The organism is Teichococcus globiformis, assembly GCF_042646265.1.
GTDB lineage: Bacteria > Pseudomonadota > Alphaproteobacteria > Acetobacterales > Acetobacteraceae > Pseudoroseomonas > Pseudoroseomonas globiformis.
This window is the reverse complement of the sequence record NZ_JBHRTN010000008.1, coordinates 24,864-51,290: the sequence shown is the minus strand read 5'-3', so window position 1 is coordinate 51,290 and position 26,427 is coordinate 24,864. Positions and strand designations below refer to the sequence as shown.

23 protein-coding genes and 1 tRNA gene are annotated in these 26,427 nt (G+C 68.6%); 10 read left to right on the top strand and 14 right to left on the bottom strand.

What is annotated here, in order from left to right:
- Positions 1 to 10: 10 nt before the first annotated feature.
- Together ACFOD4_RS07510 and ACFOD4_RS07505 are read left to right on the top strand one after the other, a co-directional pair.
- Positions 11 to 1,486: an efflux transporter outer membrane subunit gene (locus ACFOD4_RS07510; protein WP_379595326.1), complete on the top strand. Its 1,476-nt coding sequence runs from the start codon at positions 11 to 13 to the stop codon at positions 1,484 to 1,486.
- Between the two features lie 101 nt (positions 1,487 to 1,587).
- Positions 1,588 to 1,673, top strand: a tRNA-Leu gene (locus ACFOD4_RS07505).
- Positions 1,674 to 2,022: 349 nt separating this feature from the next.
- Here the strand turns inward: ACFOD4_RS07505 and ACFOD4_RS07500 are convergent.
- From ACFOD4_RS07500 to ACFOD4_RS07460, 9 genes are all read right to left on the bottom strand, one after another.
- Positions 2,023 to 3,312, bottom strand: coding sequence for an aldehyde dehydrogenase family protein (locus ACFOD4_RS07500; RefSeq protein ID WP_379595325.1), 1,290 nt, complete (start codon positions 3,310 to 3,312; stop codon positions 2,023 to 2,025).
- Entirely contained in the window at positions 3,309 to 4,412 is a 1,104-nt protein-coding gene (locus ACFOD4_RS07495; protein WP_379595324.1) for a glycosyltransferase family 2 protein, read from the bottom strand. The genes ACFOD4_RS07500 and ACFOD4_RS07495 overlap by 4 nt, the downstream gene beginning before the upstream one ends.
- Positions 4,409 to 5,197, bottom strand: coding sequence for a lysophospholipid acyltransferase family protein (locus tag ACFOD4_RS07490; protein ID WP_379595323.1), 789 nt, complete (start codon positions 5,195 to 5,197; stop codon positions 4,409 to 4,411). Before ACFOD4_RS07490 ends, ACFOD4_RS07495 begins: the two co-directional genes overlap by 4 nt.
- A 106-nt stretch (positions 5,198 to 5,303) precedes the next feature.
- Entirely contained in the window at positions 5,304 to 6,896 is a 1,593-nt protein-coding gene (locus ACFOD4_RS07485; protein ID WP_379595322.1) for a phytoene desaturase family protein, read from the bottom strand.
- The gene (gene crtI, locus ACFOD4_RS07480; RefSeq protein ID WP_379595321.1) at positions 6,893 to 8,554 is read right to left on the bottom strand and encodes a phytoene desaturase family protein; all 1,662 of its coding nucleotides are present in this window, start codon (positions 8,552 to 8,554) and stop codon (positions 6,893 to 6,895) included. The genes ACFOD4_RS07485 and crtI overlap by 4 nt, the downstream gene beginning before the upstream one ends.
- 109 nt (positions 8,555 to 8,663) lie before the next feature.
- Positions 8,664 to 9,686 carry a UDP-glucose 4-epimerase GalE gene (gene galE / locus ACFOD4_RS07475; RefSeq protein WP_379595320.1) on the bottom strand — a complete coding sequence of 341 codons (1,023 nt, stop codon included), beginning with the start codon at positions 9,684 to 9,686 and terminating at the stop codon, positions 8,664 to 8,666.
- A gap of 126 nt (positions 9,687 to 9,812) precedes the next feature.
- Positions 9,813 to 10,619, bottom strand: coding sequence for an exodeoxyribonuclease III (locus ACFOD4_RS07470; protein ID WP_379595319.1), 807 nt, complete (start codon positions 10,617 to 10,619; stop codon positions 9,813 to 9,815).
- A 252-nt stretch (positions 10,620 to 10,871) separates the two neighbouring features.
- The gene (locus ACFOD4_RS07465) at positions 10,872 to 11,675 is read right to left on the bottom strand and encodes a gamma-glutamyl-gamma-aminobutyrate hydrolase family protein (RefSeq protein WP_379596050.1); all 804 of its coding nucleotides are present in this window, start codon (positions 11,673 to 11,675) and stop codon (positions 10,872 to 10,874) included.
- A gap of 130 nt (positions 11,676 to 11,805) precedes the next feature.
- Entirely contained in the window at positions 11,806 to 12,798 is a 993-nt protein-coding gene (locus ACFOD4_RS07460) for a Bug family tripartite tricarboxylate transporter substrate binding protein (RefSeq protein ID WP_379595318.1), read from the bottom strand.
- 170 nt (positions 12,799 to 12,968) lie between these two features.
- Here ACFOD4_RS07460 and ACFOD4_RS07455 point away from each other — a divergent pair, with 170 nt between their 5' ends.
- On the top strand, positions 12,969 to 13,874 hold the full coding sequence (locus tag ACFOD4_RS07455) for a DMT family transporter (protein WP_379595317.1): 906 nt from the start codon (positions 12,969 to 12,971) through the stop codon (positions 13,872 to 13,874).
- 19 nt (positions 13,875 to 13,893) lie between these two features.
- Here ACFOD4_RS07455 and ACFOD4_RS07450 read toward each other — a convergent pair whose 3' ends face one another.
- Together ACFOD4_RS07450 and ACFOD4_RS07445 are read right to left on the bottom strand one after the other, a co-directional pair.
- A complete protein-coding gene (locus ACFOD4_RS07450) occupies positions 13,894 to 14,304 on the bottom strand; it encodes a GFA family protein (protein WP_379595316.1) in 411 nt (136 codons plus the stop codon).
- Between the two features lie 111 nt (positions 14,305 to 14,415).
- Positions 14,416 to 15,078: a LolA family protein gene (locus ACFOD4_RS07445; protein WP_379595315.1), complete on the bottom strand. Its 663-nt coding sequence runs from the start codon at positions 15,076 to 15,078 to the stop codon at positions 14,416 to 14,418.
- A gap of 113 nt (positions 15,079 to 15,191) precedes the next feature.
- Between ACFOD4_RS07445 and ACFOD4_RS07440 the strand changes: the two genes are divergently transcribed.
- Entirely contained in the window at positions 15,192 to 16,115 is a 924-nt protein-coding gene (locus ACFOD4_RS07440) for a DUF305 domain-containing protein (protein WP_379595314.1), read from the top strand.
- 6 nt (positions 16,116 to 16,121) lie between these two features.
- Here the strand turns inward: ACFOD4_RS07440 and hemW are convergent, their stop codons facing one another.
- Together hemW and ACFOD4_RS07430 are read right to left on the bottom strand one after the other, a co-directional pair.
- Positions 16,122 to 17,324 carry a radical SAM family heme chaperone HemW gene (gene hemW, locus ACFOD4_RS07435; protein ID WP_379595313.1) on the bottom strand — a complete coding sequence of 401 codons (1,203 nt, stop codon included), beginning with the start codon at positions 17,322 to 17,324 and terminating at the stop codon, positions 16,122 to 16,124.
- Between the two features lie 66 nt (positions 17,325 to 17,390).
- On the bottom strand, positions 17,391 to 18,887 hold the full coding sequence (locus ACFOD4_RS07430) for a tetratricopeptide repeat protein (protein ID WP_379595312.1): 1,497 nt from the start codon (positions 18,885 to 18,887) through the stop codon (positions 17,391 to 17,393).
- Positions 18,888 to 19,221: 334 nt separating this feature from the next.
- Between ACFOD4_RS07430 and miaB the strand changes: the two genes are divergently transcribed.
- The 6 genes from miaB (at position 19,222) to ACFOD4_RS07400 (ending at position 25,436) form a co-directional block, all read left to right on the top strand.
- Entirely contained in the window at positions 19,222 to 20,619 is a 1,398-nt protein-coding gene (gene miaB / locus ACFOD4_RS07425; protein ID WP_379595311.1) for a tRNA (N6-isopentenyl adenosine(37)-C2)-methylthiotransferase MiaB, read from the top strand.
- 53 nt (positions 20,620 to 20,672) lie between these two features.
- On the top strand, positions 20,673 to 21,755 hold the full coding sequence (locus tag ACFOD4_RS07420; RefSeq protein ID WP_379596049.1) for a PhoH family protein: 1,083 nt from the start codon (positions 20,673 to 20,675) through the stop codon (positions 21,753 to 21,755).
- Between the two features lie 65 nt (positions 21,756 to 21,820).
- On the top strand, positions 21,821 to 22,306 hold the full coding sequence (ybeY, locus tag ACFOD4_RS07415; protein ID WP_379595310.1) for an rRNA maturation RNase YbeY: 486 nt from the start codon (positions 21,821 to 21,823) through the stop codon (positions 22,304 to 22,306).
- Positions 22,303 to 23,214 (top strand): hemolysin family protein, encoded by a 912-nt coding sequence (locus tag ACFOD4_RS07410; RefSeq protein WP_379595309.1) that lies wholly within the window; start codon positions 22,303 to 22,305, stop codon positions 23,212 to 23,214. Before ybeY ends, ACFOD4_RS07410 begins: the two co-directional genes overlap by 4 nt.
- A gap of 111 nt (positions 23,215 to 23,325) precedes the next feature.
- A complete protein-coding gene (lnt, locus tag ACFOD4_RS07405) occupies positions 23,326 to 24,837 on the top strand; it encodes an apolipoprotein N-acyltransferase (RefSeq protein ID WP_379595308.1) in 1,512 nt (503 codons plus the stop codon).
- Between the two features lie 149 nt (positions 24,838 to 24,986).
- The gene (locus ACFOD4_RS07400; RefSeq protein WP_379595307.1) at positions 24,987 to 25,436 is read left to right on the top strand and encodes a helix-turn-helix domain-containing protein; all 450 of its coding nucleotides are present in this window, start codon (positions 24,987 to 24,989) and stop codon (positions 25,434 to 25,436) included.
- 15 nt (positions 25,437 to 25,451) lie between these two features.
- Here ACFOD4_RS07400 and ACFOD4_RS07395 read toward each other — a convergent pair whose 3' ends face one another.
- Entirely contained in the window at positions 25,452 to 26,405 is a 954-nt protein-coding gene (locus tag ACFOD4_RS07395; RefSeq protein WP_379595306.1) for a lysophospholipid acyltransferase family protein, read from the bottom strand.
- Between the last annotated feature and the right edge of the window lie 22 nt (positions 26,406 to 26,427).

Here is a 26,427-nt window from a genome sequence, read left to right as displayed (position 1 = left end):
AGCCTCGACCATGCCGCGTTTTGCAGCCCTGTTGCTGGGTGCCAGCTTCCTCGCCGGCTGCTCACTGATCCCCGATTATGACCGGCCAGCCTCCCCCGTGCCGTCCGCCTGGCCGCAGGGCGAAGCCTACCGCACCGTCGCCGCGGGTGGGGTGGACCGCCGATCCGGCGCCGGGGCCGAAACGGCGGACGCCATCGGCTGGGACCGCTTCTTTCTCGATCCCGGCTTGCAGCGCGTGATCGGCATCGCGCTGAACAACAACCGCGACCTGCGCATCGCCGCGCTGAACGTGGCGGCGGCCGAGGCACAGTTTCGCGTCCAGCGCGGCGGGCTGTTTCCCGAGATCGGCGCTTCCGGCAATGCCCAGTACCGGCAGACCCCCGCCGATCTCACCAGCGCGGCGGCTTTCGGCCGGAACGAGCCCGTGACTTCCCGCACCTGGAGCGCGGGCCTGGGCACCACCGCCTATGAGCTGGACCTGTTCGGCCGGGTGCGCAGCCTGAGCCGCGCGGCCTTCGAGAGTGCCCTGTCACTGGAGGAAACCCGCCGTGCCACGCAGATCGCGCTGGTGGCCTCGGTGGCGGATGCCTACCTCGCAGTGCTGGCCGACCGGGAGCTGCTGGAGCTGACACGGCAGACGCTATCGAGCCAGGAAGAGTCGCTGCGCCTCACCCGCGCCCAGACCCAGGGCGGAACGGCCACCGACCTGACGCTGCGTCAGGCCCAGACGGCGGTGGAGACGGCACGGGCCAACCTCGCCCTCTACACACGGCAACTGGCGCAGGACAGCAACGCCCTGGCCGAGCTGATCGGACAGCCTCTGCCGGCTGACCTGCCAGTGGCCCGCAGCCTGGACAGCCGGCTGATGCTGGCTGATGTGCCGGCCGGCCTGTCCTCCGAGGTGCTGTTGCGGCGCCCTGATGTGCTGTCGGCCGAACGGCAGTTGCTGGCGGCCAACGCCAATATCGGCGCGGCGCGGGCGGCATTTTTCCCGTCCATCAGCCTCACCGGCAGCTACGGCACCAGCGGTGCTGCCTTGTCGCGCCTGTTCCAGCCATTATCCGGCGCCTGGACTTTCGCGCCGCAGATCAACCTGCCAATCTTCACCGGCGGCATCAACCAGGCCACGCTCGACTACGCCAAGCTGCAGAAGGATGTGCAGGTTGCGACCTATGAGCGGACCATTCAGACCGCCTTCCGCGAAACCGCCGACGCGCTCGCGGCACGCGGTACCTATGACGACCAGCTCCGCGCGCAACAGGCCCTGGCCGATGCCTATTCGGAAAGCTACCGGCTGGCGCAGCTGCGCTTCCGAAGCGGGGTGGACAACTACCTGACGACGCTGGTGGCGCAGCGTGACCTTTATGGCGCGCAGCAGGATTTGATCACGCTGCGGCAGGCGCGGCTTTCAAGCCGGGTAACGCTCTACAAGGTTTTGGGGGGGGGCTGGCGCGGCAGCGAAGCCCGGACCGTGGCCGGGCGCTGACATCAGGCGTGGATGTGGCCATGCCGCATCTCGTCGGCTCGTCGAGGCCAGTGTAAGCTAGGCCGGCGCGGTCCCGGACATCGTTCGGGCCTTCCGGTGCGGCTGGCGTGGTGGAACGGTAGACACAGCAGACTTAAAATCTGCAGGGCAATCGCTCGTGCGGGTTCGAATCCCGCCGCCAGCACCAATTATCCGGTTGTTGAGCCAGAGGCCAGAAAGACGAAAGGGGCGCATTGCTGCGCCCCTTGCCGACTGATCCGGTCAGTCCGCGGCGCGCAAGGAGCGCCACTCGACCGGCAGATCCCGCTCCACGAGCGAGCGGGCAAACAGTCCACCCCCAACCAGGGTGGCAACAACAGTGACAAACAGAAAAGCGGACATGGGTAAGCCCCTTGATCCTTTAGAACCGCCGCAATGCTGCGGCTGCGAAAGGATTCATACACCCACAACTATGAATGGAGCGTTGCTGTTTTCGCGCATGCGGCACGGAAGGGCGCATGGCTTGGCTGTCATGTTTGCCGCGCGGATCTCGGCAATCAGCGGAGCAGCCGGCGTGCCAGGGTCAGTGCGCGATGATCACGCGGCGGATCGAGCAGGCGGGACAGCGCAAAGGGGCCGTGCCTCACGCGAGCGCGCCAGTCGCTGAAGGCGTCGAAGCCGGCGCGTCCGTGATAGCGCCCGAAGCCCGACGCGCCGACACCACCGAAGGGCAGGGCAGGAAAGGCGGCATAATCGACGCAGCGGTCCTCGACGATGGCCCCGGAACGGCTCCGCGCCGCCAGCGCCTGTCGCTCCTCCTTGCTGGCGCCGAAAAGATAGATCGCCAGCGGCGCCGGTCGCTGCCGGAGCCAGCCGATGGCGGAGTCCAGGTTCGACACTGTTTCCAGCGCCAGCGCAGGGCCGAAAATTTCGTTGCCCGGATCATCGGGCAGCAGGGCGATGCCGCCGGGCAGGATCTCCCCACCGGCTGCCAGTTTCGCCTGGGCCGTGCGGCGGTGCGGCAGCACCGCGCTTTCGCAAGGCACCGATGCGGCGCGGCAGGCCGCGCGAAACATCTCCGGCTCATGGCCGACCAGCACCACCGTGTCGGGCGCCACACAGGTTTGACCGGCATTCATCGCCTTGCCGGCCAGGATCGCCTTGGCCGCGCGGGCGAGGTCGGCTCCCGGCAGAACCAGGGCAGGGCAGCGGCCACCCAGCTCCAGCGTCAACGGCACCAGATGATCCGCGGCCGCTCGCATCACCTGCCGCCCGGTATCCGTGCCGCCGGTGAAGACCAGGTGATCCCAGGGTTGAGCGGCGAAGTCCGCCGCCACCGCCGCATCGCCCTGCACGACCCGTGCGATGCGAGGGCCTAGGGCGGCCTCCACCAGTTCCGCCAGCAATGCGGCTGTCCGGGGGGTGTGTTCGCTGGGCTTCAGCACCACGCGATTGCCGGCTGCCAGCGCCTCCGCCAAGGGCCAGAGACCGAGCTGAATGGGATAGTTCCAGGGCGCCATCACCCCCACGACCCCCTTCGGCACCGGTTCCACCCAGGCAAGGCTGGGCATGAAGGCCAGGGGCACCGGCACCAGACGCGGACGTGCCCACCAGCGCAGCCACCGCCGCGCGCGCCGCGCCGCCTGCGCGACCAGCAACACGTCGGCAATCAGCGTCTCGGTCCGGGAGCGGCCGTTGTAATCGGCGTCGGCGGCGGAGGCCAAGTCCTCGGCGCGGCGGATCGCGGCATCGGCCAGGGCCGCCAGCAAAGCCCGACGGTCGCCGATCGACAGCCGCGTCGTCTCGGCCCGCAGCGCGGAAAGCGCTGCGGAGGGGGTCTCAATCATGCCGGGCTGGCCGGCGGCCCGCCATAGGATCGGCCCTTCCATTCCGGCCGACGCCCTAGCCCACCTCCCAACAGCGCCGTCCACTGGATGGCCAGCGCCACGGCCACGGCGAAGGGATGCAGCGGCACGCTCCACCATGGCTCCCGCATGCGCCAGGTGATCAGGCAGCGCAGGCCCAGGGATAAGGCCACCGCCAGCAGTGCCGCCGGATGCAGCAGCAGCAGCCAGGGCAGCAGATGGGCCCCGCCCAGCAGTGCCGTCCAGACCGGCAGGCCCAGGGGGGTCGCCATGCCTTCCCTTGCATTCTTGACGAAGCCGGACCAGGCGGCCGCGAAGCTGTCATACATGCGGCAGGTGGCAAGGCGGCTGCCATCCACCACCTCGGTTGTGAAGCCGCGTGCCCGCATCCGGCGCGCCAGTGACAGCGCATCGTGCAAGATGGCCGGGGCCGCCGCGTGCCCGCCGGCCGCGCGGTAGGCGGCCGCCTCGGCCAACACCAGCTGGCCGCAGGCCGCTGCCAGCGAGGGCTTGGCGCCGCGCCGCCCGCCCGCCGGCAGGTAGCCCAGCATCATCAGGTTAATGACCGGCACGGTCAGCGCCTCCCCCACGCCCCGCATGACCTGCCGCGGCACGCCGCTGACCAGCGCGATGTCATGCCGCATGGCATGGCCCGCCATGGCCGCCGCGGCGTGCGGCCGCAGCGTCACATCGGCATCGATGAACAGCAGGTGGGTTCCCCGCGCCGCCTCGGCCAGCCGGGCGCAGGCATGCACCTTGCCGGTCCAGCCTTGGGGAAGCGGCGGCGCGCGCAGCAGGCGGAGCCGTGGATCCTCCTGGGCCAGGCGGGTCACGATGGCGGCTGTGGCATCGCGCGAGCCATCATCCATGACCACCACCTCGATCCCGACGCCCTGGCTGGACAGAGCGGCGCGTACGCAGGTTTCGATGTGCGCAGCCTCGTCGCGTGCCGGGATCAGGATGGATACCAGCGCCGCTGCCGGAGGATCGTCCGACACGCGCGGCAGGCGCGGAACATTGCGCAGGGCCAGTAGCCAGGGGAAAACAGCAAGGCCAAGGGCGATCCAGGCCAGCAGGTTCATCGCCGCCACTCGTGCCGTGCATCGAAGCGGCTTCCGGTCAGCGCCGCCCGCCCGCGTCGCCACCAATCATAGATGCCGCCCATGCCTTCGCTCCCCTGTTCCACCACGCGGAACCGTTCCGGATCGCGCGATATCGCCTCTGCCGCCAGGCGATCCATGGTGTCGCCCAGGGTGGCAGACATGGCCGCGGCACGTTCCTCCCGTCCCATGGCCTGCAACGCCACGCCGAGCCAAGGTTTGCCGAAGGCCGCCAGCATCTCCGGCTTCCGTTCGGACCAGAAGGGATACTCGAGCGCCAGAGGCACGAAGGTGGCGTGCGGCGCCGTTTCCGCGAGCCGCACTAGGCCGGGCGCTATGGGTTGCGGCCGTTCCCGTGCGTCGGCGAAGCGCCCGGGCGCGTTCATCCAAAGCATGTCGTCTCGGTTCGGCGCCAGCACCTGTCCCGCCACGCGAACAAAGGCGACCGCTCCCCGGGCACTGGACGGCTCCACGCCGAACACGCCGAGCCGCTGCATGAAGCGGTAGCGGGCCAGCGCCGCCGCCTCCATCGGAATGAACATGCGGCGCCCGGCGAACAGTCGGCGCGACAGGAGCATGAAGGCCACGCCGTCCCACCAGGAGGGATGGTTGGCGAACACCACCAGCGGGGTGGCGCTGTTGTCCGTCTCCGGCGGCATCCCCCAGTGCGGCACACGCAGGGCCCGCATGTGGCGGCGGCAGAAGCGCGTGAACATCACGTCGTAGAAGCGCATCAGGGTGGGAGAGTAGGTACGGAGCGGGTCCATCAGCCGGTGCGGCCCTTCACCGCCATGAACGAAGACAGGATCCGTGGTGGTTGGACCATCTCGGACCCCGGCATCATCGGCCCTTCCTGGCCGCAGCCCCCCGCCTTCATTCCGCCGCGAGGGGCAATCCCCTCTCGCCGGCCAGGCGCGCCGCTTCGCTCATGCCGGGCCCGCCCAGATCCTGGTCCAGCGCATCAGCCGCGATCCAGCCGGACATCATCACCATCGGCATGCCCGGCCCCGGATGCGCCGCGCCGCCAGCCAGATACAGCCCCTTCACCGCGCGGGAACGATTGCCGGGCTTGAAGGCGCCAGTCCATTTGCCGTGGCTGGCCAGCCCGTAGATCGCGCCGTCCAGCACGCGGTAGCGCTCGTGGATGTCGGCGGGCGTCAGGTGGCGCTCCACCACGATGCGGCTCTCGATATCCTCCAGCCCCGCGGTACGCTTCAGCTTGTCCAGGATCACTTGGCGGTAGCCGGGCAACATGGCTCGCCAGTCCTGGCCTGGGCGCAGATAAGGGGTATGGACCAGCACGTAGAGGGCCTCCCCGCCTTCCGGCGCCACGGTCGGGTCGGTGGCGGAGGGCGCTGCCAGATAGGCGGTGGGATCGGGCGCTGGAATGCCCTTGCGGTAGATGGCGTCGAACTCCTCCTCGGCATCGCGGGAAAAGACGAAGTCATGATGCGCCAGGTGCTCGTAGCGGCGGTCGAGGCCGAGATACAGCACGACGCCGGAGCAGGCCGGTTCATATTTGCTGCGCGAGTATTTCCGCGCCGGGGCGCCGCCCAGCAACTCGCCATAGGTTCGGATGGCGTCCATGTTGGACACCACCGCATCGCAGGCGATGCGTTCCGCCCCGGCTTTCACGGCGCGGACGGCGCCGTTCTCCACCTCGATGCCGGTGATCTCGCAACCCGGGCGCAGATCGGCGCCCAGTTCGGCGGCGAGGGTCGCCAGCGCCTCGGCCACGCCGCGCGTGCCGCCCCGCGGGTACCAGATCCCCTCCTGCGCCTGCATGTCGCCGATGCCGCAGAGCACGGCAGGCGCCAGATAGGGAGAGGAGCCGACATACTGCGTGTAATGGTCCAGCATCTGCGCCAGCCGGGCATCCGGCACATGGCCGCGGATCACCTTGGCCACGGTCTGGCCCATGCGGAGCGCCAGCACGTCCCGCATGGTGGAGGGCGAAAAATTCGCCTTGAAGTCCAGCGTGTCGCTGATGCCTTCAACCGATTTCCAGAAAAAGAACTTCTCCGACACATCGTGCAGATGGTGCGCAACATCCTGGAAGCGGCGATAGCCGGCGCCGTTGCCGGGCGCGAAGCTGTCCATGGCCTCGGCCATGGCCGGCACATCCTGCATCAGGTCGATGCGCGTGCCGTCCTCGAAGAAGCAGCGCCATTGCGGGTCGAGCCGGATCAGCGGCAGCACCGTGTCCAGGTTGCGCCCCGCCTCAGCGACGATGCGGCGCAGCACGCGCGGCATGGTCAGGATGGTCGGACCCATGTCGAAGCGGAACCCGGCATTATCGGACGGGCCGCCACCCGGCCGCGCCGGCAGGTTGAGCACCGCAGCCTTGCCGCCCAGCCACTCATTCTTGTCGAACAGCGTGACGCGGTGCCCGCGCGCCGCCGCGACCACGGCGGCCGAAAGCCCCCCAAGCCCGCCACCGATCACCACAACATGCGAGGCCGTCACGCCATCATCTCCTTCTCAGACGCTTCCCGCTCCGCGCGGGATACCGGAACGTCCGGCAGGCGCGTGGGAGTGCCGGGCAGGCCGAGGTCGCGCAGCAGCAGGTCGGTGCTGATCCGCGCGCCCTCGTAGATCACCGGCAGGCCACTGCCAGGATGGGTGCCGCCCCCCACCAGATAGAGAGACTCCGTATCGCGGAAGCGGTTGCCGGGCCGGAAGTTCAGCATCTGCCGCAGATCATGCGCCAGGTTGAAGGTGGCGCCATAGCCGACCGCGAACTCATCCTGCCAATCGGCAGGAGTCACCATGCGCTCGAACCGGATTCGGCTCTCGATGTCGGGGATGCCGAGCGTCGCCAGGCGGCGCAGCGCCGCCGCGCGGAACTCCGGCGCATGCGCTGTCCAGTCGGCGTCGCCACGCAGGTTGGGAACGGGAACCAGCAGGTACAGGGCGCTATGCCCCGGTGGCGCCATGGAGGGGTCGGTTGCCACCGGATTGTGCAGGTAGAAGGAAGGCTCGGATGGAACCTGCCCGGCCTCGATCTCGGCCAGGTTGCGGCGGTATTCTTCGGCCAGCAGCACCGTGTGATGTGCCAACTGTGGAAAGCGTCCCTCCACGCCGAGGTAGAGCATGAAGGTGGAGCAGGAATAGCGCGCCTTCTCGATCCGCCGGTCGGACCATTGGCGGCGCAGTGCGTCGGGGATCAGGCGCGGCGCGGCATGGGCGAAATCGGCGTTCATCACCACCGCGTCGGCGTCGATGCGGCCGGCGGCGGTGTCCACGCCGCGGGCCCGGCGCCCTTCGAAGACGATGCGCTCGACGGGCGTGTTCAGCCGGATCTCGGCGCCAAGACGCTGGGCCACCCGCGCCATGCCGGCGGCCACGGCGCCGCAACCCCCTTCCGGATGGAACACGCCGTGCTCGTATTCCAGAAAGGAGAGGATGGTGAACAGGCTGGGGCAGCGGAACGGACTCATGCCCAGGTACTTGGTTTGGAAGGAGAACAGCAGCCGCGTGCGTGGATCGCGGAAATAGCGCGACAACTCGGTATCCACCGACAAGTGCGGCCGGAGCTGCGGCAGGGCCCGCAGCATGTCCGGCGCGAACAGGTCCGAGGCGGTGGCGAAGCCGCGTTCCAGCACAGGGCGGAAGGCTTCCAGCTTGCGCCGGTTGTCGGCCAGGAAGCGGCGCAGGTTGCGGGCATCGGCCGGATCGATGCGGGCGATCTCGGCCTCCATCCGATCCAGGTCCGAGGTTGCGTTCACCACCGGGCCGGCGCCACCGCCGAAGATCAGCCTGTACTGCGGATCGAGCCGCGTCATCCGCACCTCATCCGCCAGCGAGGCGCCGCAGGTGGTGAAGATTTCCTCCAGGATGCGAGGATAAAGGAAGAAGGTCGGGCCAAGGTCGAAGCGGTAGCCCTGCGGCGTTTCCAGGGTACGGCTGCGGCCCCCGATCACGCCGTCGCGTTCCAGCACGGTGACCTTCAGGCCACGGGCTGCCAGCAGCATGGCCGACGCCAGCCCGCCAGGGCCGGCACCGATCACCACCACATGGCGCGGCCGCGGCTCGCCCGATGGACCCCGACCGGATTCTGGCCGCGCGGCCTGCACCGGCGCCTCCGGCCAATCCAATCCGGTGCGCTGCAGCGAGATCCCCATGCCGGCCCTACCATGTCCTGTGTTACACTTGTGACAGGTGCGGCCGTTCGGCGAATTGCCAAGGGGGAGAAGCGATGACCCGGCCTCCTGGCCCTGCTCGGCCCGGTGGTCAGGCAGCGCGGGCAGCACCTTCCGGCACGGCACGATCGTCATAACCGCGCGGATGCGCTTCCCGCCACGCCCAGGCGGTGCGCACGATCTCGTCCAGTCCCGCATGGTAGGGCTGCCAACCCGTCTCGCGCCGCAGCTTCTCGTTGGAGGCCACCAGAATGGCCGGGTCGCCCGGGCGGCGGGGCCCGATGCTGTGCGGCACGCGGCGCCCGCCGATGCGCTCGACGCTTTCGATCACCTGCTTCACCGAATGGCCCAGCCCGTTCCCGACATTGTAGCGGACACTGGGCCCGTCCTTCAGCCTGTCCATCACCCGCAGATGGGCATCGGCCAGATCGGTGACATGCACATAATCGCGGATGCAGGTGCCGTCCGGCGTCGGATAGTCATCGCCGAACACCATCAGCGGGTCACGCCGACCCAGTGCCGCGTCGATGGCCAGGGGGATCAGGTGCGTCTCGGGGGTATGGTCCTCGCCCAGACGTCCCTTGGGATCGGCACCGGCGGCGTTGAAGTAGCGCAACGCCGCGGAACGCAGCCCATGGACGCGGTCGGCCCAGTCCAATGCCGTTTCGGCCATGAACTTGCTCTCGCCATAGGCGGAGCCGGGAATGATGCGCGCCGCCTCGTCGATCGGCATCTTCTCGGGATGGCCGAACAGGGCGGCAGTGGACGAAAGCACGAAGCGTCGGCAGCCAGACCGCACTGCCGCATCGGCCAGGGTGGCGGTGTTGGACAGGTTCTCCGCCAGGTAGCGCATCGGCTCGCGCATGCTCTCGCCCACCAGGGACAAGGCGGCGAAATGCAGCACGCCCTCGAAGGACCAGCCCGCGAAGACCTCATCCACCCGCCGGCGGTCGGCCAGGTCAGCCACCACCAGTTCGACCCCAGGCGGCACCGCGGCGCGATGCCCCTGCCGCAGATCGTCCAGCACCACGACCTCGTCGCCGCGCTCCTGCAGCGCCAGCACCACATGGCTACCGACATAGCCGGCGCCGCCGGTCACGAGGAAACGTGCCATCGGATCTCCTTTCCGGATCGCCGATGCACCTGTGCGCCGGCTTCTGCGCCTGAACATAGCGCAAAACCACAACGCCGCAGCCATGGCGACACTGCGGTCACTGTCATGTCACCGCTTCGGGATGGTTCAGAGCGTCAGCTCGACCATGACGGGGACGTGGTCGCTGGCTTGCAACCAGCTGCGCGCCGGCTTGTGGACGCGCCAGTCGGTCAGCTTGCCGGCCAGATCCCGGCTGACCCAGATATGGTCGAGCCGCCGCCCACGATTCGAGGCTTCCCAGTCCCGCGCGCGGTAAGACCACCATGTGTAGAGCTTGTCCGGAGGCGGCACAAAGTGCCGCAGCGCGTCGTACCAGTCGCCGGCCTTCTGCCAGCCGGTCAACGCCTCGACCTCGACCGGGGTGTGGGACACGACGTCCAGCAACTGCTTGTGGCTCCAGACGTCGCTTTCCAGCGGCGCGATGTTGAGGTCGCCCAGCATCACCGCGCGCGTCGCTGGTCCGCGCGCGGCATTCCAGGCCGTAGCCTCGGCAATGAAATCGAGCTTGTGCGCGAATTTGGGATTGGCCTCCCGGTCGGGGATGTCGCCTCCGGCCGGTACATAGAAATCATGCAGTTCCAGGCCGCCCGGCACGTCCAGATCAACACCAAGATGTCTGCAATCGCCGCGCGCGCACCAATCCGGATCATCGCCCCGAATGCGAAATGGAATCCGGGAAAGGATGGCTACGCCGTTATAGCCCTTCATGCCCCGTGCCGCGCGGTGGGTGAAGCCCAGTGCTTCCAGACCGGCGTGCGGGAACAGGTCATCCGGGCATTTGGTTTCCTGGAGGCAGAGCACATCCGGCCCCAATGCCTCGATCAGCGCGGAAAGCAATGGCAGGCGCAAGCGGACCGAATTGATGTTCCAGGTGACGATGCGAAGCTTGGACATGGCGCTAGCCATAGGCCGGAAGCACCGAATGGGCCAGGGGCTCTGGCCAGATGTCAGGGCCGAAAAAGGCGGCGCCCGGTCAGGGGGGTGACCGGGCGCCTTGGGGGGATGCATTCCGTCTCGGAATGGTCGGGAAAAGCCGATGGGGGACCGGCTGCCCACGAGTCAGAATGGCGATGCGCAGACGCGTTGATAAGAGGTTTATCCACAATTCAAAAACGTTTGATCAGGAAAATTGATTCAGGGGTGTTGCTATTCGGCCGCAAGCGTGGGCGTTAGGGCCGGTTGTGCCATTCGGGATGCATAGCCACGGGCGGCGTGACCGAAAGCTTCAAACAACCGGCGGGAGAGCATATCCTCCGCCCAATCATATTCCGGGTGCCATTGCACGCCGATGGCGAAGCCGCGCGCACCCTCGATCCGGCCAGCCTCGATGGTGCCATCGGGCGCCCAGGCTTCCGGCACCAGCCGTGCCGCGGGATGCGCCACGCCCTGATTGTGCAGGGAATTGACCGGCACCGCATCCGGCGACCAGTCCAACCCCTGCCAGTGCCGCGCCAGGAGGCCGTCGGCCGCGACCCGAACGGCGTGGGCCTTGCCGGTGCGCACCTTGGGCAGAGCCTGGTCCGATGGCGTGGAGTGATCCATGCGGCCCGGCAGATCCTGGATGCGCTGGTCCAGGGTGCCGCCGAGCGCCACGTTAAGCTCCTGGAAGCCGCGGCAGATCGCCAGGATCGGCAGCCCCGCCTCCAGGGCCCCCAGGATCAGCGGCAGGGTGGTCGAGTCGCGCGCCGGGTCCTCGGGCGTGCCTTCCAGGTGTGGCGGGCCCGCATAAAGGCCAGGCGCCACGTTGGACCGGCTGCCAGTCAGCATCAGCCCGTCCAACCTGGGCAGGATCTCCTCGGCCACCGCGCCGCCGGCGGCGGGCACCAGCACGGGAATTCCACCGACGGGGCCGAGTACCACCTTGATGTAGTGGTCGGACACCGCGTGGTTGGGCATGGCGAAGGCACCGAACGCCTTCATGCAGCAGGGAATACCGATCAAGGGGCGCATGGAGGAAAGGTCGCGCCTCGGCATGGCGCGATCAAGTCAAGAATCATGCGGCTTTGTGGCATCCGCCCTGCAAGCTCATCTTGTCTGGCTGGAATCGGCTTCCGAGGCAGTCGATGCGGCGAATCCTTCCCTAACCGCCCAGTTGCAGTCCGGCGGTGCGTACGGCCGCCTGGAACTTGGCGAGTTCGGCCTGCAGAAAAGCTTCGGTAGCGGCGGGGCTGCCCGGTGGCGCCGGGTCAACCCCCGCATCGCTCAGGCGCTGTCGGACCCGAGGCTCGGCCAGGGCAGCATTGGCGGCGGCGCTGAGGCTGCCGAGCGCCTCCTCCGGCAGGCCGGGCGGACCCAGCAGCACGTTCCAGGTGGTGATGTCGAAGCCGGCCAGACCGGCCTCGGCCAGGCTCGGAACCTCGGGCAGCATGGGGTGGCGCCGGACGCCGGTCACCGCAAGGCCACGAGAAACGCCGTCCCGCAGATGGGATGCGGCCGAGGCCAGCACCTCGAGCGAGAAATCCACCTCGCCCTTGGCCAGCGCCTCCATCACCTGGGCGCCGCCGCGATAGGGAACGTGCTCGGCGGTCAGCTTGCCGCCCGGTGCGCCTGCCGCAGCCCCGGCCTGGGCCAGCATGGCCTCGCCCGTCAAATGGCCGATGCCACCGACCCCAGAGGTCGCCCAGTGCAGCCGTCCCGGTTCGGCCCGCAACGCGGCGAACAACTCGGCCACTGTGCCGAAGCGCGAGGTCCGCGGCACCACCACCACCAGCGGCCCACCGCCGATCACTGCCACGGGGCTGAAGTCGCGCACCGGGTCGTACGGTGTGCGGTCCGGCAGCGCCGCGGGGTTGCTGCCATGCGAGGAGGCGGTACCGAGCAGCAGCGTCGCGCCATCCGCCGCCCGGTGCCGCACGAACTCGCTGCCGACCGAGCCGCCGGCGCCCGCGCGATTCTCCACCACCATGGTCACCTGCGGCCCCAGCTGCGGCGCCATGCGCTCGGCCAGCACGCGGGCGGCGATGTCGGTGGAGCCGCCGGCTGTGAACGGCACCACCAGGGTGATGGTGCCGGGCCATGCGAAGCGTGGCGCTGCGGCGTGCAGCCGGTTGCCGCCCAGCACGGACGCGGCCAATGCCGTTCCCAGGACAGATCGGCGCCTGACGCGATCTTGTTTCCGCAGCATTTCGTTGGCCTCCCGTTTCGGTCATGGAGCCTGATGCGGAGTCCGGGGTCAACGGCCGGGCTTGGCGGGCAGCCACGCCGCGCCCATGCTGCGGCAGACGAGACAGGGAGCGGCCCCGCGTGAAGCTTGCCGAACCGTCCGGGCGGTCCACCGCCGACGGACTGCTTTTCGCGGTGATGTGCCTGATCTGGGGCACCACCTGGGTGGCGGCCAAGCTTGGGGTGGAGGCCATTCCGCCCATCCTGTTCTCGGCGTTGCGCTACGCGCTGGTCGGCGCCGGGCTGCTTTTGACGGTGCCGGGCATTCCGGCTCTGCTGCGCGGTCCTCTGGGACTGCGGGTCGCGGGCACCGGTCTGCTGGTCAATGCCGGCACCTATTCCCTGCTGTTCTGGGGCATCCAGTTCGTGGCGAGCGGTGTCGCCGGACTGGTGAACATGTCCCTGATCGTGATCGGGCTCTATGCCCTGGCCCTGCTGCGTGGAGAGGAGCGCGCCTCCTGGCGCCACGCGCTGGCCCTGGTTCTGGGTACCGGCGGGCTGGTGGCGCTGTTCTACGACCGCGCCGGTTTCGGCGGCGGCGCCACGGAAGCCTGGGGGCTGCTGGCCATCATTTTGGGCTCGTTCTGCTACTGCTTCGGCTCGGTTCTGTCGCGGCCGCTGCTGCGGCATGCGACACCGCTGCAGCTTACCGGCGCGCAGGCGCTGTCGGGGACCGCCGGGCTGTTTCTGCTGTCACTTCTGCTGGAACCCGTCTCCATGGAGCCTTTCGCCGCGCTGCTGCGGCCCGTGCCACTGGCCAGCCTGCTGTTCATGGTCATCTGCGGCACCTTCATCGCCTACAGCATCTATCTGCGGCTGATGGATCGCTGGGGCTCGGCGCGGGCAGGGCTCTATGCCTTCGTCTCGCCTGTGGTGGCGCTGCTGCTGGGCGCCGTCGCCTTTGGCGAGGCGCTGGGGCCCCGGCAGATCCTTGGGGCCGTGCTGATGCTGGGGGCGGCGGGGCTGGCGTTGAAGCGGCCAGGCTAAGCCGGGAAGCTGGCCGCCGTCACTCTGGCGGCTCGCGTGGAAAGGAAGGCGCACTGTCCGGGATCGCAAGGCCAGGCCACCGGCTCTCGGTCCAGATGTGGATGGCGCCGGATAGATCGACCGGCTCGTCCAGCGCTCCGGCCTTGAGGGTCACCCAGGGCGAATCTGCCGACCGCTGATGCCAGAGCCGGGTGCCGCAATCCGGACAGAACAGGCAGAACAGCCGCCGCCCGCTGGCCGCGCCGCGCGACCAGCACCGCGGCCTGCCCCGAAGCAGGGCGAAGCCACTCCTGTTCACCCGCAGCGACATGCCGAAGGCCGAAGCTGATTGTTTGCGGCATTCCCGGCAATGGCAGACGTAAAGGGTCGGCGCCGCATCCTCGCTGGAAAAGCGCACGGCACCGCACTGGCATCCTCCGAGCCGCAGCATGGTGTGTCCTCCGGGTCAGGCAACGGCCGCGGGGTTGGAGCGGTTGCCCCGGCCCCGGTTCCACGAGCTTCCGTGCCGGCGAGCCTCGCGCTCGGTCAGGGAGAATGCGGCCTAGCGGTTGCGCTCCTGCTCGAAAAAGGTCGGGTCGTTGAAGGTGAACAGCCCGCGCTCCAGCCGCATGCCGGTTTCAATGGCGGACAGGGTAACACGGGTTTGCCGGCCCTGACCGTCCACCACCAGCCATTGCCGCAGCTCCATCGGCTCCTCGGAAAAGATCAGGCTCAGCCTGCCTTCGGCGGGAGCATCGCGGCGGCGCAGTGTGATGCCCAGGAACCCGGCGTTCCGCGTTACCTCCAGCACTTCCACATCGCCGGCGAAGCGGATCTCCCGCCGCAGCAGCAGGCCGAGCGGCGTGGCGCCCACCGGCACCACAGAAGGCTGCTTCAACTCGCGGTCGTAGTAGAGGAACTGGTTGTCGGAGGCGACGAGCAGCAGCGGCTCCGGCGGATCGTAGTCGAACCGCATGCGGCCCGGGCGCGATATATAGGCCGTGCCTTCGGCCGAGCCGCCATTCTGCGCCAGTTGCAGAAAGCGGGCACGCATGGTGCCGATGCTGTTCAGATAGGCCTCTGCCCGAGCCAGCAGCGGCGCACGCGCCTGCGGCGGCACGACGCCCGCATCGGCGGGGGGAAGGGCAGGGCGGTTCTGCGCGGCGGCGAGGCCGGGCGGCAGGATCAGGGCGGGCAGGGTGGCCAGGAGCGAGCGTCGCAGCATGACCGCCTATCTGGTCCCCCGCCGTGGCGAAAGAAAGGCCTCGGTCAGGCGCCACTTGACCTTGCCACGCGGCAAGGCGGCAAGCGTGCCGCAACAGTGAATGGAGGCATGTCATGGCATTGGGTTGGAGCGGATTGCGCCGGGGGACGATGCTGGCCCTGCTGCTGGCAACCTCGATCTTGACGGTGCCCTTCCTGGCTCCGGCCGCCGCGCGGGCGGAGATGGGGCCGGCCGATCCTTATGATCCCGACGGACGCAACACCCCGGCCACCACAACCTGGTGGGATTTGGGCGAGGCGGCGCAGGTTGAAGCCGGGCGACAGGCCGATCTGGCTTATGTGCGCGGCATGCGGCCGCACCATGCCGGGGCGCTGACCCTGTCGCGCGACTACCTGGCCGATCCGGAAGCCCGCAACCCGGTGCTGCGCCGGCTGGCTGCCGCCATCATCCCCAACCAGGCCTTCGAGATCGCCCTGCTGGACGAGGTGGGACGACAGGCGGAGCAGCCGGTGACGGCGCTAGGCCCATGGTCGATGCGGCCCATGGCCACGGAGGGGATGGGCGCGCGCCTGCGCTACCAGCCCACCCCGCCTTCCGGCGTGCTGGCACTGCTGAGCCCGGCCCAGCCGATCGGGGCACGGGATGTGCGCTTCGCCAAGGAAATGGCGGTGCATCATCAGGCAGCCCTGCGCATGGCCCGCGACTTCAACGCCGACCCAGCCTCGCGCAATGGCTACCTCAAGCTGTTGAACATCGACATCGTGACCGATCAGAGCCAGGAAATCGCACTGATGGAGCGTGTCATCGCCGCTTATCCGGGCGATGCGGCGGCCATTGTGATCGATGCGGCCAGCATTCCGGGCATGGAGCACATGATGCATGGCGGGCAGGGTCATGGCCATCACGGCCATGCCTCGCCACCCGCCCCGGAGGGCGAGCATACTCGGCATCATCCCGCCGGCCACCGATCCGGGAGCCATCAATCGATGGGACATGGCGGCAGCACAGGGAGCCACGGCCATGGCTCGCATCACTGAGGAGGCTCAGCGCAGCAGGGCTGGCAGCATCAGGTCCAGCCGGAGCCGGCCCTCCGTTGTGGCGGCCAGCCGGCCTTCCGGCGTCCACACCAAGTAGTCCTCGGCCAGGCACGCTTCCAGCATTTCCGGCTCCAGCGCCTCGGCCAGGGTGAGGCCGGTGCGGGCCTCGATCCGTGCGGGGTCGACGCCTTCGGAAAGCCTGAGCCCCATCAGCAGCGCCTCGCGTGCCCGGTCGGTGGAAGAAAGCGTTTCCGTGGCGGTGACGGCGTGCCCCGTGGCCTCGACCCGTGCCAGCCATTCCTCCGGGCCGCGGTGACGCCGGAAAGCCACCAGCCCTTCGCGCAGGGTCAGCCGCTGATGCGCCCCGGCGCCGATGCCGATGTAGTCGGCGTAGCGCCAGTAGGCGAGGTTGTGGCGGCTCTCCGCGCCGGGCCTGGCGTAGTTCGAGACCTCGTAGGGCAGCAGTCCGAAGTGCCCGGCCTCCTCCGCCGTTGCAGTGTAAAGGGCGGCGGCGGCGTCATCCTCCGGCAGGGCGAAGGCGCCGCGCGCGTGCTCGGTGGCGAAGCGCGTCCCCGGTTCGATCGTGAGCTGGTAGAGCGAGAGGTGGTCAGCCGCCAGCGACAGGGCACGGCGCAGCTCGGCCCGCCACGCGGATTCCTGCTGTTCCGGACGGGCATAGATCAGGTCAAAGGACAGGCGGGGAAAAATCTCCCGCGCCGCTTCCAGCGCCGCCACCGCCTGCGCCACGTCGTGCCGTCGGCCCAGGAAGCTGAGCGCTTCCGCCTCCAGCGACTGGACGCCCAGGCTGGCACGGTTGACACCGGCGGCGCGGAAGTCGCGGAGGCGGCCGATTTCGACACTGGTGGGATTGGCTTCCAGCGTGATCTCCAGGTCCGGCACAGGCTCGAACAGGCGGGTGGCATCGGCGATCACGCCTTCGACCACCTCTGGCGGCATCAGGCTCGGGGTGCCGCCGCCGAAGAAGATGGAGCCGAGGCGGCGGCGTCCGGCGTTGCCGCCGGGGGCGGCGGTGGCGATGCGGGCGGCCTCGTATTCCAGCTCCCGACGCAGCGCAGCGCCGAAGCGGGCGACATCAACCCGTTCGCGCACATGGCTGTTGAAGTCACAATACGGGCATTTGGAGGCGCAGAACGGCCAATGGACGTAGAGCGCCAGGGGCTCTGGAAGGGAGATCGGGGCGTCGCGCATCGCGCCGCGCATATGGGGGGCGGGGTGCGGCGGAGTCGAGGCCCGATGCGCCGTCCCCAGCCTCCCTCAGCCCGGCCGCGGCGCGGAAGCCCCTCGGCGGCGACCCCACCATGCGAGAAGGCGTTTCCCCACAGGACGGTGCATGGGAGGCGCGGCATCGCCCGCCTGTGTTCCGATACCGATTGGATCGACCGGGGGGGCGTTCATTGCCTCCTGGGCACGCCACTGCTCGATCAGGGGCTGGTCACTCTCCGGCAGGCCCCGGGCGGCGATCCCGGCCCAGTGCAAGGCTTCCGGCCAAGCCTCCGCACGGCGCATCCGGCGACAAAGCAGCAGGGCGGCAATCGCCTTGACCGTGGTATCGTCCGGGCTGGAGGCGACTTGCTGCAAGTGGTCTGACCTGAGGTCGACGGCTTCATCGATCTTTCCATGGTCCAGTGCCATGCCGAGCGCCTCTGCGGCGGCGGAGGGGCAGTGGCGGGCCAGGTCCAGCAGCACCTCCAACACCGCGTCCGCCTCTGCAAAGGCCGTGACGCAAGCCAGCAGTGCCAGCTGCGCCTCGGCCTGTCCCGGTTCCAGCGCCACGGCACGGCGTAGCAGGGGCATGGCGGCCGCCCCGCGTCCGCGCCGCCGCAGCGTCGCGGCGATCCGCAGCTGGGTGGCTGCCAGCCCGTGCATCAGCCCTGCCGCTTGCAGCAGCAGCGGCTCGGCCGTCTCCGGAGCCAGCCGCTCGGACCGTGCCTCCAGTGCGGCGGCGCGGTCCACCGGCAGCCAGGCGGCTGCCAGACCCAGCGCCACGGCCCGTCGCCACAGCCGCTCCGCCAGTTCGGGCCGGCCACGGACCAGGGCGGCACGGCCCATCAGCCGTGACCAGTGGGGGGAATGCGCCCGGTGGCGTCGCAGCAGCGCGCGCAGGCCGGCGGTGTCGCGTGCCAGCACGTGATTCAGCGCCTGGCCCAGCAAAGCCGAATCCGCCAGGTGCCAGGCCGTTGCATGGCCAAGAAACGGCAGGGGCAGTGTGGCTAGTTCCGTGCGGGCGGCGATGAAGCGGGCCTGTGCCAGATCCTCCGCTTCGTAGGGATCGATGATCTGTACGGCAAAAGCCGCGGCCTCAGCGGCCGACACCGCCATGCCGGCATGCAGCGATGGGCGGAACCAGCGACCAAAGCGGGTGTCTCCCGTGGCGTCCGCCGGATCGATGCTGCCTTGGGGGGACACGGCCAGGGCGCCGTCCAGCCCCAGAAGGGTGCCGTAACGCAGCGCCGCGTAGCCGCCCATGCTAAAGCCGTAGCCCAGGCGACGTGGCCGCAGCAGAGGCAGCATGACGGGTGCCGCGGCCTGCATTGAGGCGGCGGGATACCAGTTCTCGGCCTTGGCCAGCAATCCAACCGCCTCCAGCCCAAGCCGCTCCGCCGGTTCCTGCCCCCAGAAGACGGCCGGCCGACCGGCAGCAGCGGGCCGGTCGGTAAGGCCCCCAAACGTCACCAGGCTGAAGGAGGAGCTGCCGGGTTGGTGAACGACCTGAAGGTGCTCATCCTCAAAGATGATTGCGGCGCGGGGCATCGTGCTCGCGATGATTGTGAAGGCAGGGCGTTGTATCCGCCTGAGCGACAAAAACGCTACCATCTTCACACGCCAAGCGCCCAAGGAGGGCAATTCCGCATCAAATCGTCACGCGCACGGCTTGGGTTTGCCTTGACCCGACGCATCCGCATCCGCAACTCTCAAGGCAGCATGACGCGCCCTGGATCGCTTGCCGCAATCGCGGTCTCGGGGGGCTTGGCCGCTTGACCCGCGGCCTCGCGCCCCGCACATCCGCGCAGCCCGCCGCCCCTTGCCGGGGTGGCCCCGGCCGCCTTGTGCCGCCGGGCCCCGAGAATCCAGGTTCGATCCCCCTATGACATCAGAAGCCGTGTCCGTTCCCGTTTCCGTGCCCACCAATCGCAAGAAGCTGTTCATCCGCACCTGGGGCTGCCAGATGAACGTGTATGACAGCAACCGCATGGCCGACGTGCTGGCGCCGCTGGGCTATGGCCCGGCCGCCACGCCAGAGGAAGCGGACATGGTCATCCTGAACACCTGCCACATCCGCGAGAAAGCCTCGGAGAAGGTGTTCTCCGACCTGGGCCGGCTACGGCTGCTGAAGAATGAGAAGGCCGCCGCCGGGCAGAAGATGGTGCTGGCGGTCGCTGGCTGCGTTGCCCAGGCCGAGGGTGCAGAGATCACTGCCCGGGCTCCCTGGGTCGACATCGTGCTCGGCCCGCAGACCTATCATCGCCTGCCGGAGATGGTGGCCCGCGCCAGCCGCGCTGCCGGCGCCCAGATCGACACCGACTTCCCGGCCGAGCAGAAATTCGACCTGCTGCCTCAGGTGAGCACCGACGGAGGGCCGATCGCCTTCCTCACCATTCAGGAGGGCTGCGACAAGTTCTGCTCCTTCTGCGTGGTGCCTTATACACGCGGCGCTGAATTCTCCCGCCCCGTCGCCGCCATCCTGGCCGAGGCAAAGCGCCTGGTATCGGGCGGCGCGCGGGAGATCGCACTGCTCGGCCAGAACGTGAATGCTTGGCATGGCGAAGCGCCGGACGGCTCGGCCTGGACGTTGTCGCGCCTGCTCTACGAGCTGGCCGAGATCGATGGTCTGGCCCGTATCCGCTACACCACCAGCCATCCGCGCGACATGGATGACGCGTTGATCGGGGCGCATGGGCGCATCCCGCAGCTGATGCCCTTCCTGCACCTTCCGGTCCAGAGCGGATCGGACAAGATGCTGTCCGCCATGAACCGGCAGCACAAGGCGGACCTGTTCTTCCGCATCGCCGACCGCCTGCGCGAGGTCCGGCCGGACATGGCGCTGTCTTCCGACTTCATCGTCGGCCATCCAGGCGAGAAGGACGAGGACCATGCAGCCACCATGGCGCTGGTCGGGAGGGTCGGCTTCGCCCTGGCCTATTCCTTCAAGTATTCGCAGCGTCCAGGCACACCGGCCGCCGGTCAGCCCTTCCAGGTTCCGGAGGATGTGAAGGACGCCAGGCTCCAGGAGCTGCAGGCGGTGCTGCGTCGCCAGCAGGACGACTTTAACCGTGCCTGCGTCGGCCGGGAGTGCGACATCCTGTGGACCGGTCCGGGCCGCCATCCGGGCCAGGTGGCGGGACGCACCCCCTGGCTGCAGCCGGTTCATGCAATGGGTCCGGCAAGCCTTGCCGGTTCCCTGGCACGGGTGCGCATCGATGCCGCGCATCCCAACTCCCTGTCCGCCACCCTGCTCGACGAGAAGGAGCTCGCCTGCGCTTGAGCGACCCCGCCCCCATCGCGCTGCGGGCCGATCCCCGCGCGCTGAACCGGCCCATGATGGCTGACACCGTGTCCGCCGCCCGCAGTGTTACGCTGCAATTCGACGACAATGCGCTGTTGCCATTGCTCTTCGGCGAGCATGACCGGCACCTGGCGCGGATCGAGCAGCGGCTGGGCGTGCGACTGGCTTGCCGAGGCAACCGCCTGTCGATCATCGGTGCGGCCACCGCGGCCGAAGTGGCCGAGACGGCGATCCGCTCGCTTTGGCGGCAATTGGAACGAGGTGATGTGGTGGGAATGGCCGAGGTCGAGACGGCTTTGAGACTGGCGGAGGGCGCGCCCGCCGCGCCTGAGCGGCGGCCGGCGGATGCGCCGGAGCCGCGCCTGCCGCTGGCGGACCTGCCGGCGATCCGCACCCGCAAGGGCGCGGTGGCGCCACGCAGTCACGCCCAGGCCGCCTACATCGATCAGCTCTCGCGGCAGGACATGGTGTTCGGTATTGGCCCGGCCGGCACCGGCAAGACTTACCTTGCCGTGGCGCAGGGTGTTGCCCTGCTGCTGGCGGGGCGGGTGGACCGCATCGTGCTGAGCCGTCCGGCGGTGGAGGCGGGCGAGCGCCTGGGCTTCCTCCCCGGAGACATGAAGGAGAAGGTCGATCCCTATCTCCGTCCTCTTTATGACGCGCTCAACGACATGATGCCCGCCGACCAGGTGCAACGGCGCATCACGTCAGGCGAGATCGAGATCGCGCCGCTGGCCTTCATGCGCGGGCGGACGCTGGCGCATTGCTACGCCATCCTGGACGAGGCGCAGAACACCACGCCGGCCCAGATCAAGATGTTCCTGACCCGTATGGGGGAGGGGACCAAAATGGTGATCACCGGCGATCCCAGCCAGGTGGACCTGCCGCCCGGGCAGAAATCCGGACTGGTCGAGGCGCTTTCCATTCTGGATGGTGTGGAGGGGATCGGTGTTTCGCGCTTCGCCGAGACCGACGTGGTGCGACATCCGCTGGTAGCGCGGATCGTGGCCGCGTATAACCGGGCCGATCAATCGGCCGATGGGCCCGCGCCACGTATGGGCGGGTTTGGGCGGCGCCGCATCGGGAATGGCCCGCCGCGGCAGGAAGGAGAGTGATGGAACCGGGAAGTTCTAGGCCCGGTCACGGAAACGTGGCCGGGCAATCGATACCGGAGGTGGTCGTGCTGATCGACGCTCCGGCCTGGCGCGCGGCGGTGCCCCGCGCCGAGTCCCTGGCACGCAGGGCCGCCGAAGCCGCCTGGGCCGAAATGGCACAGGACGGCTTTCTGGAAGGCCCGCATGGCGGATACGCGCCTGTTGGCGCGCCGGCCGGGGCCATGACCATTTTGCTGACGGATGACCGGGCGGTGAAGCGCCTGAACAGCGATCATCGCGGCAAAACCAAATCCACCAATGTCCTGTCCTTTCCCGGCGAGGGTTTCGGCCATCTCGGGGATGTCGCGCTGGCGCTGGGCGTGGTGCGGCGGGAAGCCCGCGCGGCTGGGCGCAAGGTCGCGACGCATCTGGCGCACCTCGTGGCGCATGGCGCGCTGCACCTGGGCGGCCACGACCACATCGAGGCCGGCGAGGCCCGACGCATGGAACGCGCCGAGGCCCGCATCATGCGGCGCCTTGGCCTGCCCAATCCCTGGCGGGGTGTGACATGAGCGAGACGCGCGAAACCCGCGAAGGCATCCTTTGGCGGATCCAGGGCCTGTTGCGGAAAAAGAACGCCGAAACGGTGCGCGACCAGATGGAGGCGCTTGTTGAAGGGCGCGAGCATCACGAGCACCATGAGCATGAAGGCCCGCCGCGCCCTGAGCTGGACGCTCAGGAACGGCTCATGCTGCGCAACGTGCTGCGCCTGCGGGACAAGACGGCCAACGACGTGATGGTGCCGCGCGCCGACATCGTCGCCATGCCCGAGGACCTGACCCTCGAACAGGCCATCCGCCTGATCCAGCGTGAAGGCCACAGCCGCTTCCCGGTGTACCGTGAGCAACTCGACGAGATCGTGGGCATGGTCCACATCAAGGACGTGTTCGCCAGCGTCGGCCGCGAGGCGCCGTTCAGCCTGGCGGCGGTGCTGCGCAAGCCGCTCTTCGTTGTGCCTTCGGTGCCGGTGCTCGACCTGCTGCTGCAGATGCGGCAGGCACGGATGCATTTGGCGCTGGTGGTGGACGAGTATGGCGGCATCGACGGTCTGGTGACGATCGAGGACCTGGTGGAAACCATCACCGGCGACATCTCGGACGAGCATGACGAGGATGTGGCGCCGCAGATCGTCGAGCGGACGGATGGGCTGATCGACCTCGATGCCCGGACCCCGATCGAGGATTTCGAGGCTCGCATCGGCACCCTCCTGACCGAGGATGAGCGCGAGCAGGATATCGACACGGTGGGCGGGCTGGTCTTCTCCCTGGCAGGCCGCGTGCCGGCGAAGGGCGAGCTGGTATCGCATTCCTCCGGCCTGGAGTTCCGGGTTCTGGAGGCCGATCCGCGCCGGATCCGCCGTCTTCGGGTCAGGCGGCCCGGAATGGCGGCTCCACCGGTGCCCAGCGCGGCGGCCGCATAGCCGCCGCGGGAACGGTATCCGCCCGAACCGGGGCGGATCTCCGTTTCGTCTCTTGTGAGGAGGCGCGGCATCGGATTCCCTCTGCGCATTCCTTTGCGTACGGATCGTCTCTTGCCCGCCATTCTTTCCGGACTATCTGCCCGCCGTGCCTGGCTTGCCGCCTTCGGGCTCGGCGGGCTGGCAGCGCTGGCCCTGCCGCCCCTCCACATCGTGCCCGTGCTGCTGCTGGCCATCCCCGGCCTACTCTGGCTGCTGGATGGCGCTCGCAGCGCCCGCCAAGCCGCTGTCCTGGGCTTTGCCTGGGGATGGGGTCACCACATGGCGGGACTGTACTGGATCAGCCACTCGCTGCTGATCGATCCCTGGCGCTGGGGCTGGCTGGTGCCAGTGGCGGTGCCGGGGCTGGCCTTACCTCTGGCGCTCTACATCGCTGCGGCGACGGCCCTGGCCTGGCGGGCGGCGCCCGGTTGGCCCCGCTGGCTGGCGTTCGCTGCCGCCTGGACGCTGATGGAATGGCTGCGGGGCCTGTTGTTCACCGGATTCCCGTGGAACCTGATGGGAAGCGTTTGGAGCTTCGACCCGCTGCCCCTGCAGGGGGCTGCGGTCGTCGGCGTTTACGGGTTGTCGCTGGTGACCCTGCTGGTGGCTGGGGCGCCATTCCTGGGACGGCGCGGCTGGTTGGGTGGCGGCATTGCCCTGGCGACGCTCGCGGGCTTCGGAGCGTGGCGGCTGGCCCAGCCTGAGCCTGCCGCACAGCCGGTCGACGTGCTGCTGGTTCAGGGCAACATCCAGCAAGAGGCGAAATGGCGCGAAGAGCAGCGCTGGCCCATCTTCGCCCGCTACCTGGAGTTGACGCAGCAGGGAATCGCTCAAAGCACGGAGGGCCGCAGGATCGTCGCAATCTGGCCCGAGACCGCCAGCCCCTTCCTGTTGCCGGCGGATGCCGTAGCCCGCGACTTCATTGCCCGGGCACTGCCGCCCGGAAGCGTGCTGCTGGCCGGGTCGGTGCGTGCCGAATGGGGAGCGGACGGACGCGCCAGCCAAGTCTTCAACAGCCTGTCCGTTGTGGGCCATGATGGCACGCTGCTGGGCGTCTATGACAAGGCGCATCTGGTGCCCTTCGGAGAGTACATGCCGCTCGGTGGCCTGTTGCCGGTGCGGGTGGTGCAGGGCGGACTGGATTTCAGCGCTGGGCCGGGCACGGTCGCGCTGGCGCCAGGCGGTCTTCCCTCGTTCAGCCCCTTGATCTGCTACGAGGTGATCTTCCCGGGTGCGGTGGTGCCCGCCGAGCGCCCGCAATGGATCGTGAACATCACCAATGACGCGTGGTTCGGCTTTTCCACGGGTCCCTATCAGCACCTTGCTGCGGCACGACTACGGGCTGTAGAGGAGGGTCTGCCACTCGCGCGGGCGGCGCAGACGGGAATATCAACACTCTTTGATGCGCGTGGCCGCACGATGGTCCGCCTCGGCCTGGGTGTGGGTGGCAGCGTCTCTGCGCCACTTCCAGGCCCTCTTCCCGCGACGATTTACAGCCAGTTCGGCAATTTTCCTGCGGTATTGACAGCATTTTTGTTGCTTGTGGTTGTGGCTTTCCTACGCAAAGCACGCACGGCACCTTAGTTCAGTGCTCGAACGTCTTTTTATTGAGAATCTTCGAAAGAGTTGACAAACCCCTACCTCACTCTTACTCAGGGTTCCGGTAGCTGCGAAGCCGGGACCAGGGTCCGAAGGCGCGGTGCAGCCCTTCTGGATCTTGCGGAGGTTGGGATATGCCGAGCGACGAGGTGGCTGAACGGACCGAGCGGGAGCATCGTCCGAGCCCGATTGACGTGCATGTCGGGTCACGGGTGCGGCTGCGCCGGACACTGATGGGCATGAGCCAGGAGAAGCTGGGCGAGGCGCTGGGCCTTACCTTCCAGCAGGTGCAGAAGTATGAGCGCGGCGTGAACCGGATCGGCGCCAGCCGCCTGTTCGACCTTGCGCGTGTTCTGGATGTGCCGATCGGCTTCTTCTTCGACGACATGCCGGACGCCATGGGCGGCACCAACGCGCTACGCGCACGCATGGGCGGCTTCGCCGAGCAGCAGGAAGGCTTCGAGGACGATACACTGCACAAGCGCGAAACGCTGGAACTCGTCCGCGCTTATTACCGGATCACCGAGCCCGCTGTGCGCAAGCGCGTCTTCGATCTGATCAAAAGTCTCGCTCCCACCGACTGAGCAGAAAGCGAAGCCTCAGGCATGAGCGTGGGTGGATAGCGGCCGGGCCGGGCGATTCTGCCGCAGGGTCGCAGCACCATTGGCCACGGTTCGCTCCACGGCTCGCGTCAAGGCCTTGCGGTCCCGGAAGGCGTTCGGAGGCACCGCCTCGTGCAGCAGCACGGTGACCCGCCCGCCGGGGCGGCAGGCCAGTTGCCAGAAATGTCGGCCCATCTCCATGTCGCCGTACCAGGCAAACACCGGGCGATCCCTGCGCCCTGCCGGAAGCGCGCCCAACCGGTCATAAGCGACCGAGACGGGCTGCACGCTGACGGCCGCATCGGCCACGCCCAGAAAGGACGAGCGGAAGGGCAGCACCCGAGTTCCATCGTTGCTGGTGCCTTCCGGAAACAGGATCAGGTTCTCGCCTTGCCGTAGTCGATCCCGCATGGCGATGGCCTCCTGCCCCGTACGGCCGCGACTGCGGCTGACGAAGACGGTCCGCCCGAGCCGGGCCACCGTGCGGATGAGGGGCCATTCGCCAACTTCCGCCTTCGACACAAAGGCCCCTTCCAGCACGCTGCCCAGCACCATGATGTCGAGCCAGGAGGCATGATTGCAGAGGAACAGCACGGGACGGCTGCGGCTGGCCTGGCCGATCACCTGTATTTTGAGCCCGATCAGGCCGCACATCACCCGGTGGTAGAACTGTGGGAAGTGGCGCTTGGACTGACCCGGAAGAAGCAGGAGCACGGTCTGGACGGGGATGCAGAGCAGCGTCCAGAAAGCCATCAGCAACAACCGCCACGCCGCGCGCAGCGGGCCTGCCAGCCCTTCAGTCACGGGCAGCCAGCCCCCGGCCGGCACCGCGGCATCGCGAGGGCCGTGGCGGATCAGCGGGGCGTCGGCCACGCCGGTGAGAGCCGCGAAAGCGGTGCGAGGCCGCCTGCGGAACAGGGGCAGCGGTGGCATGAGGGGACGGGCCTGCATGGCCTGATGCGATACAAGGGGA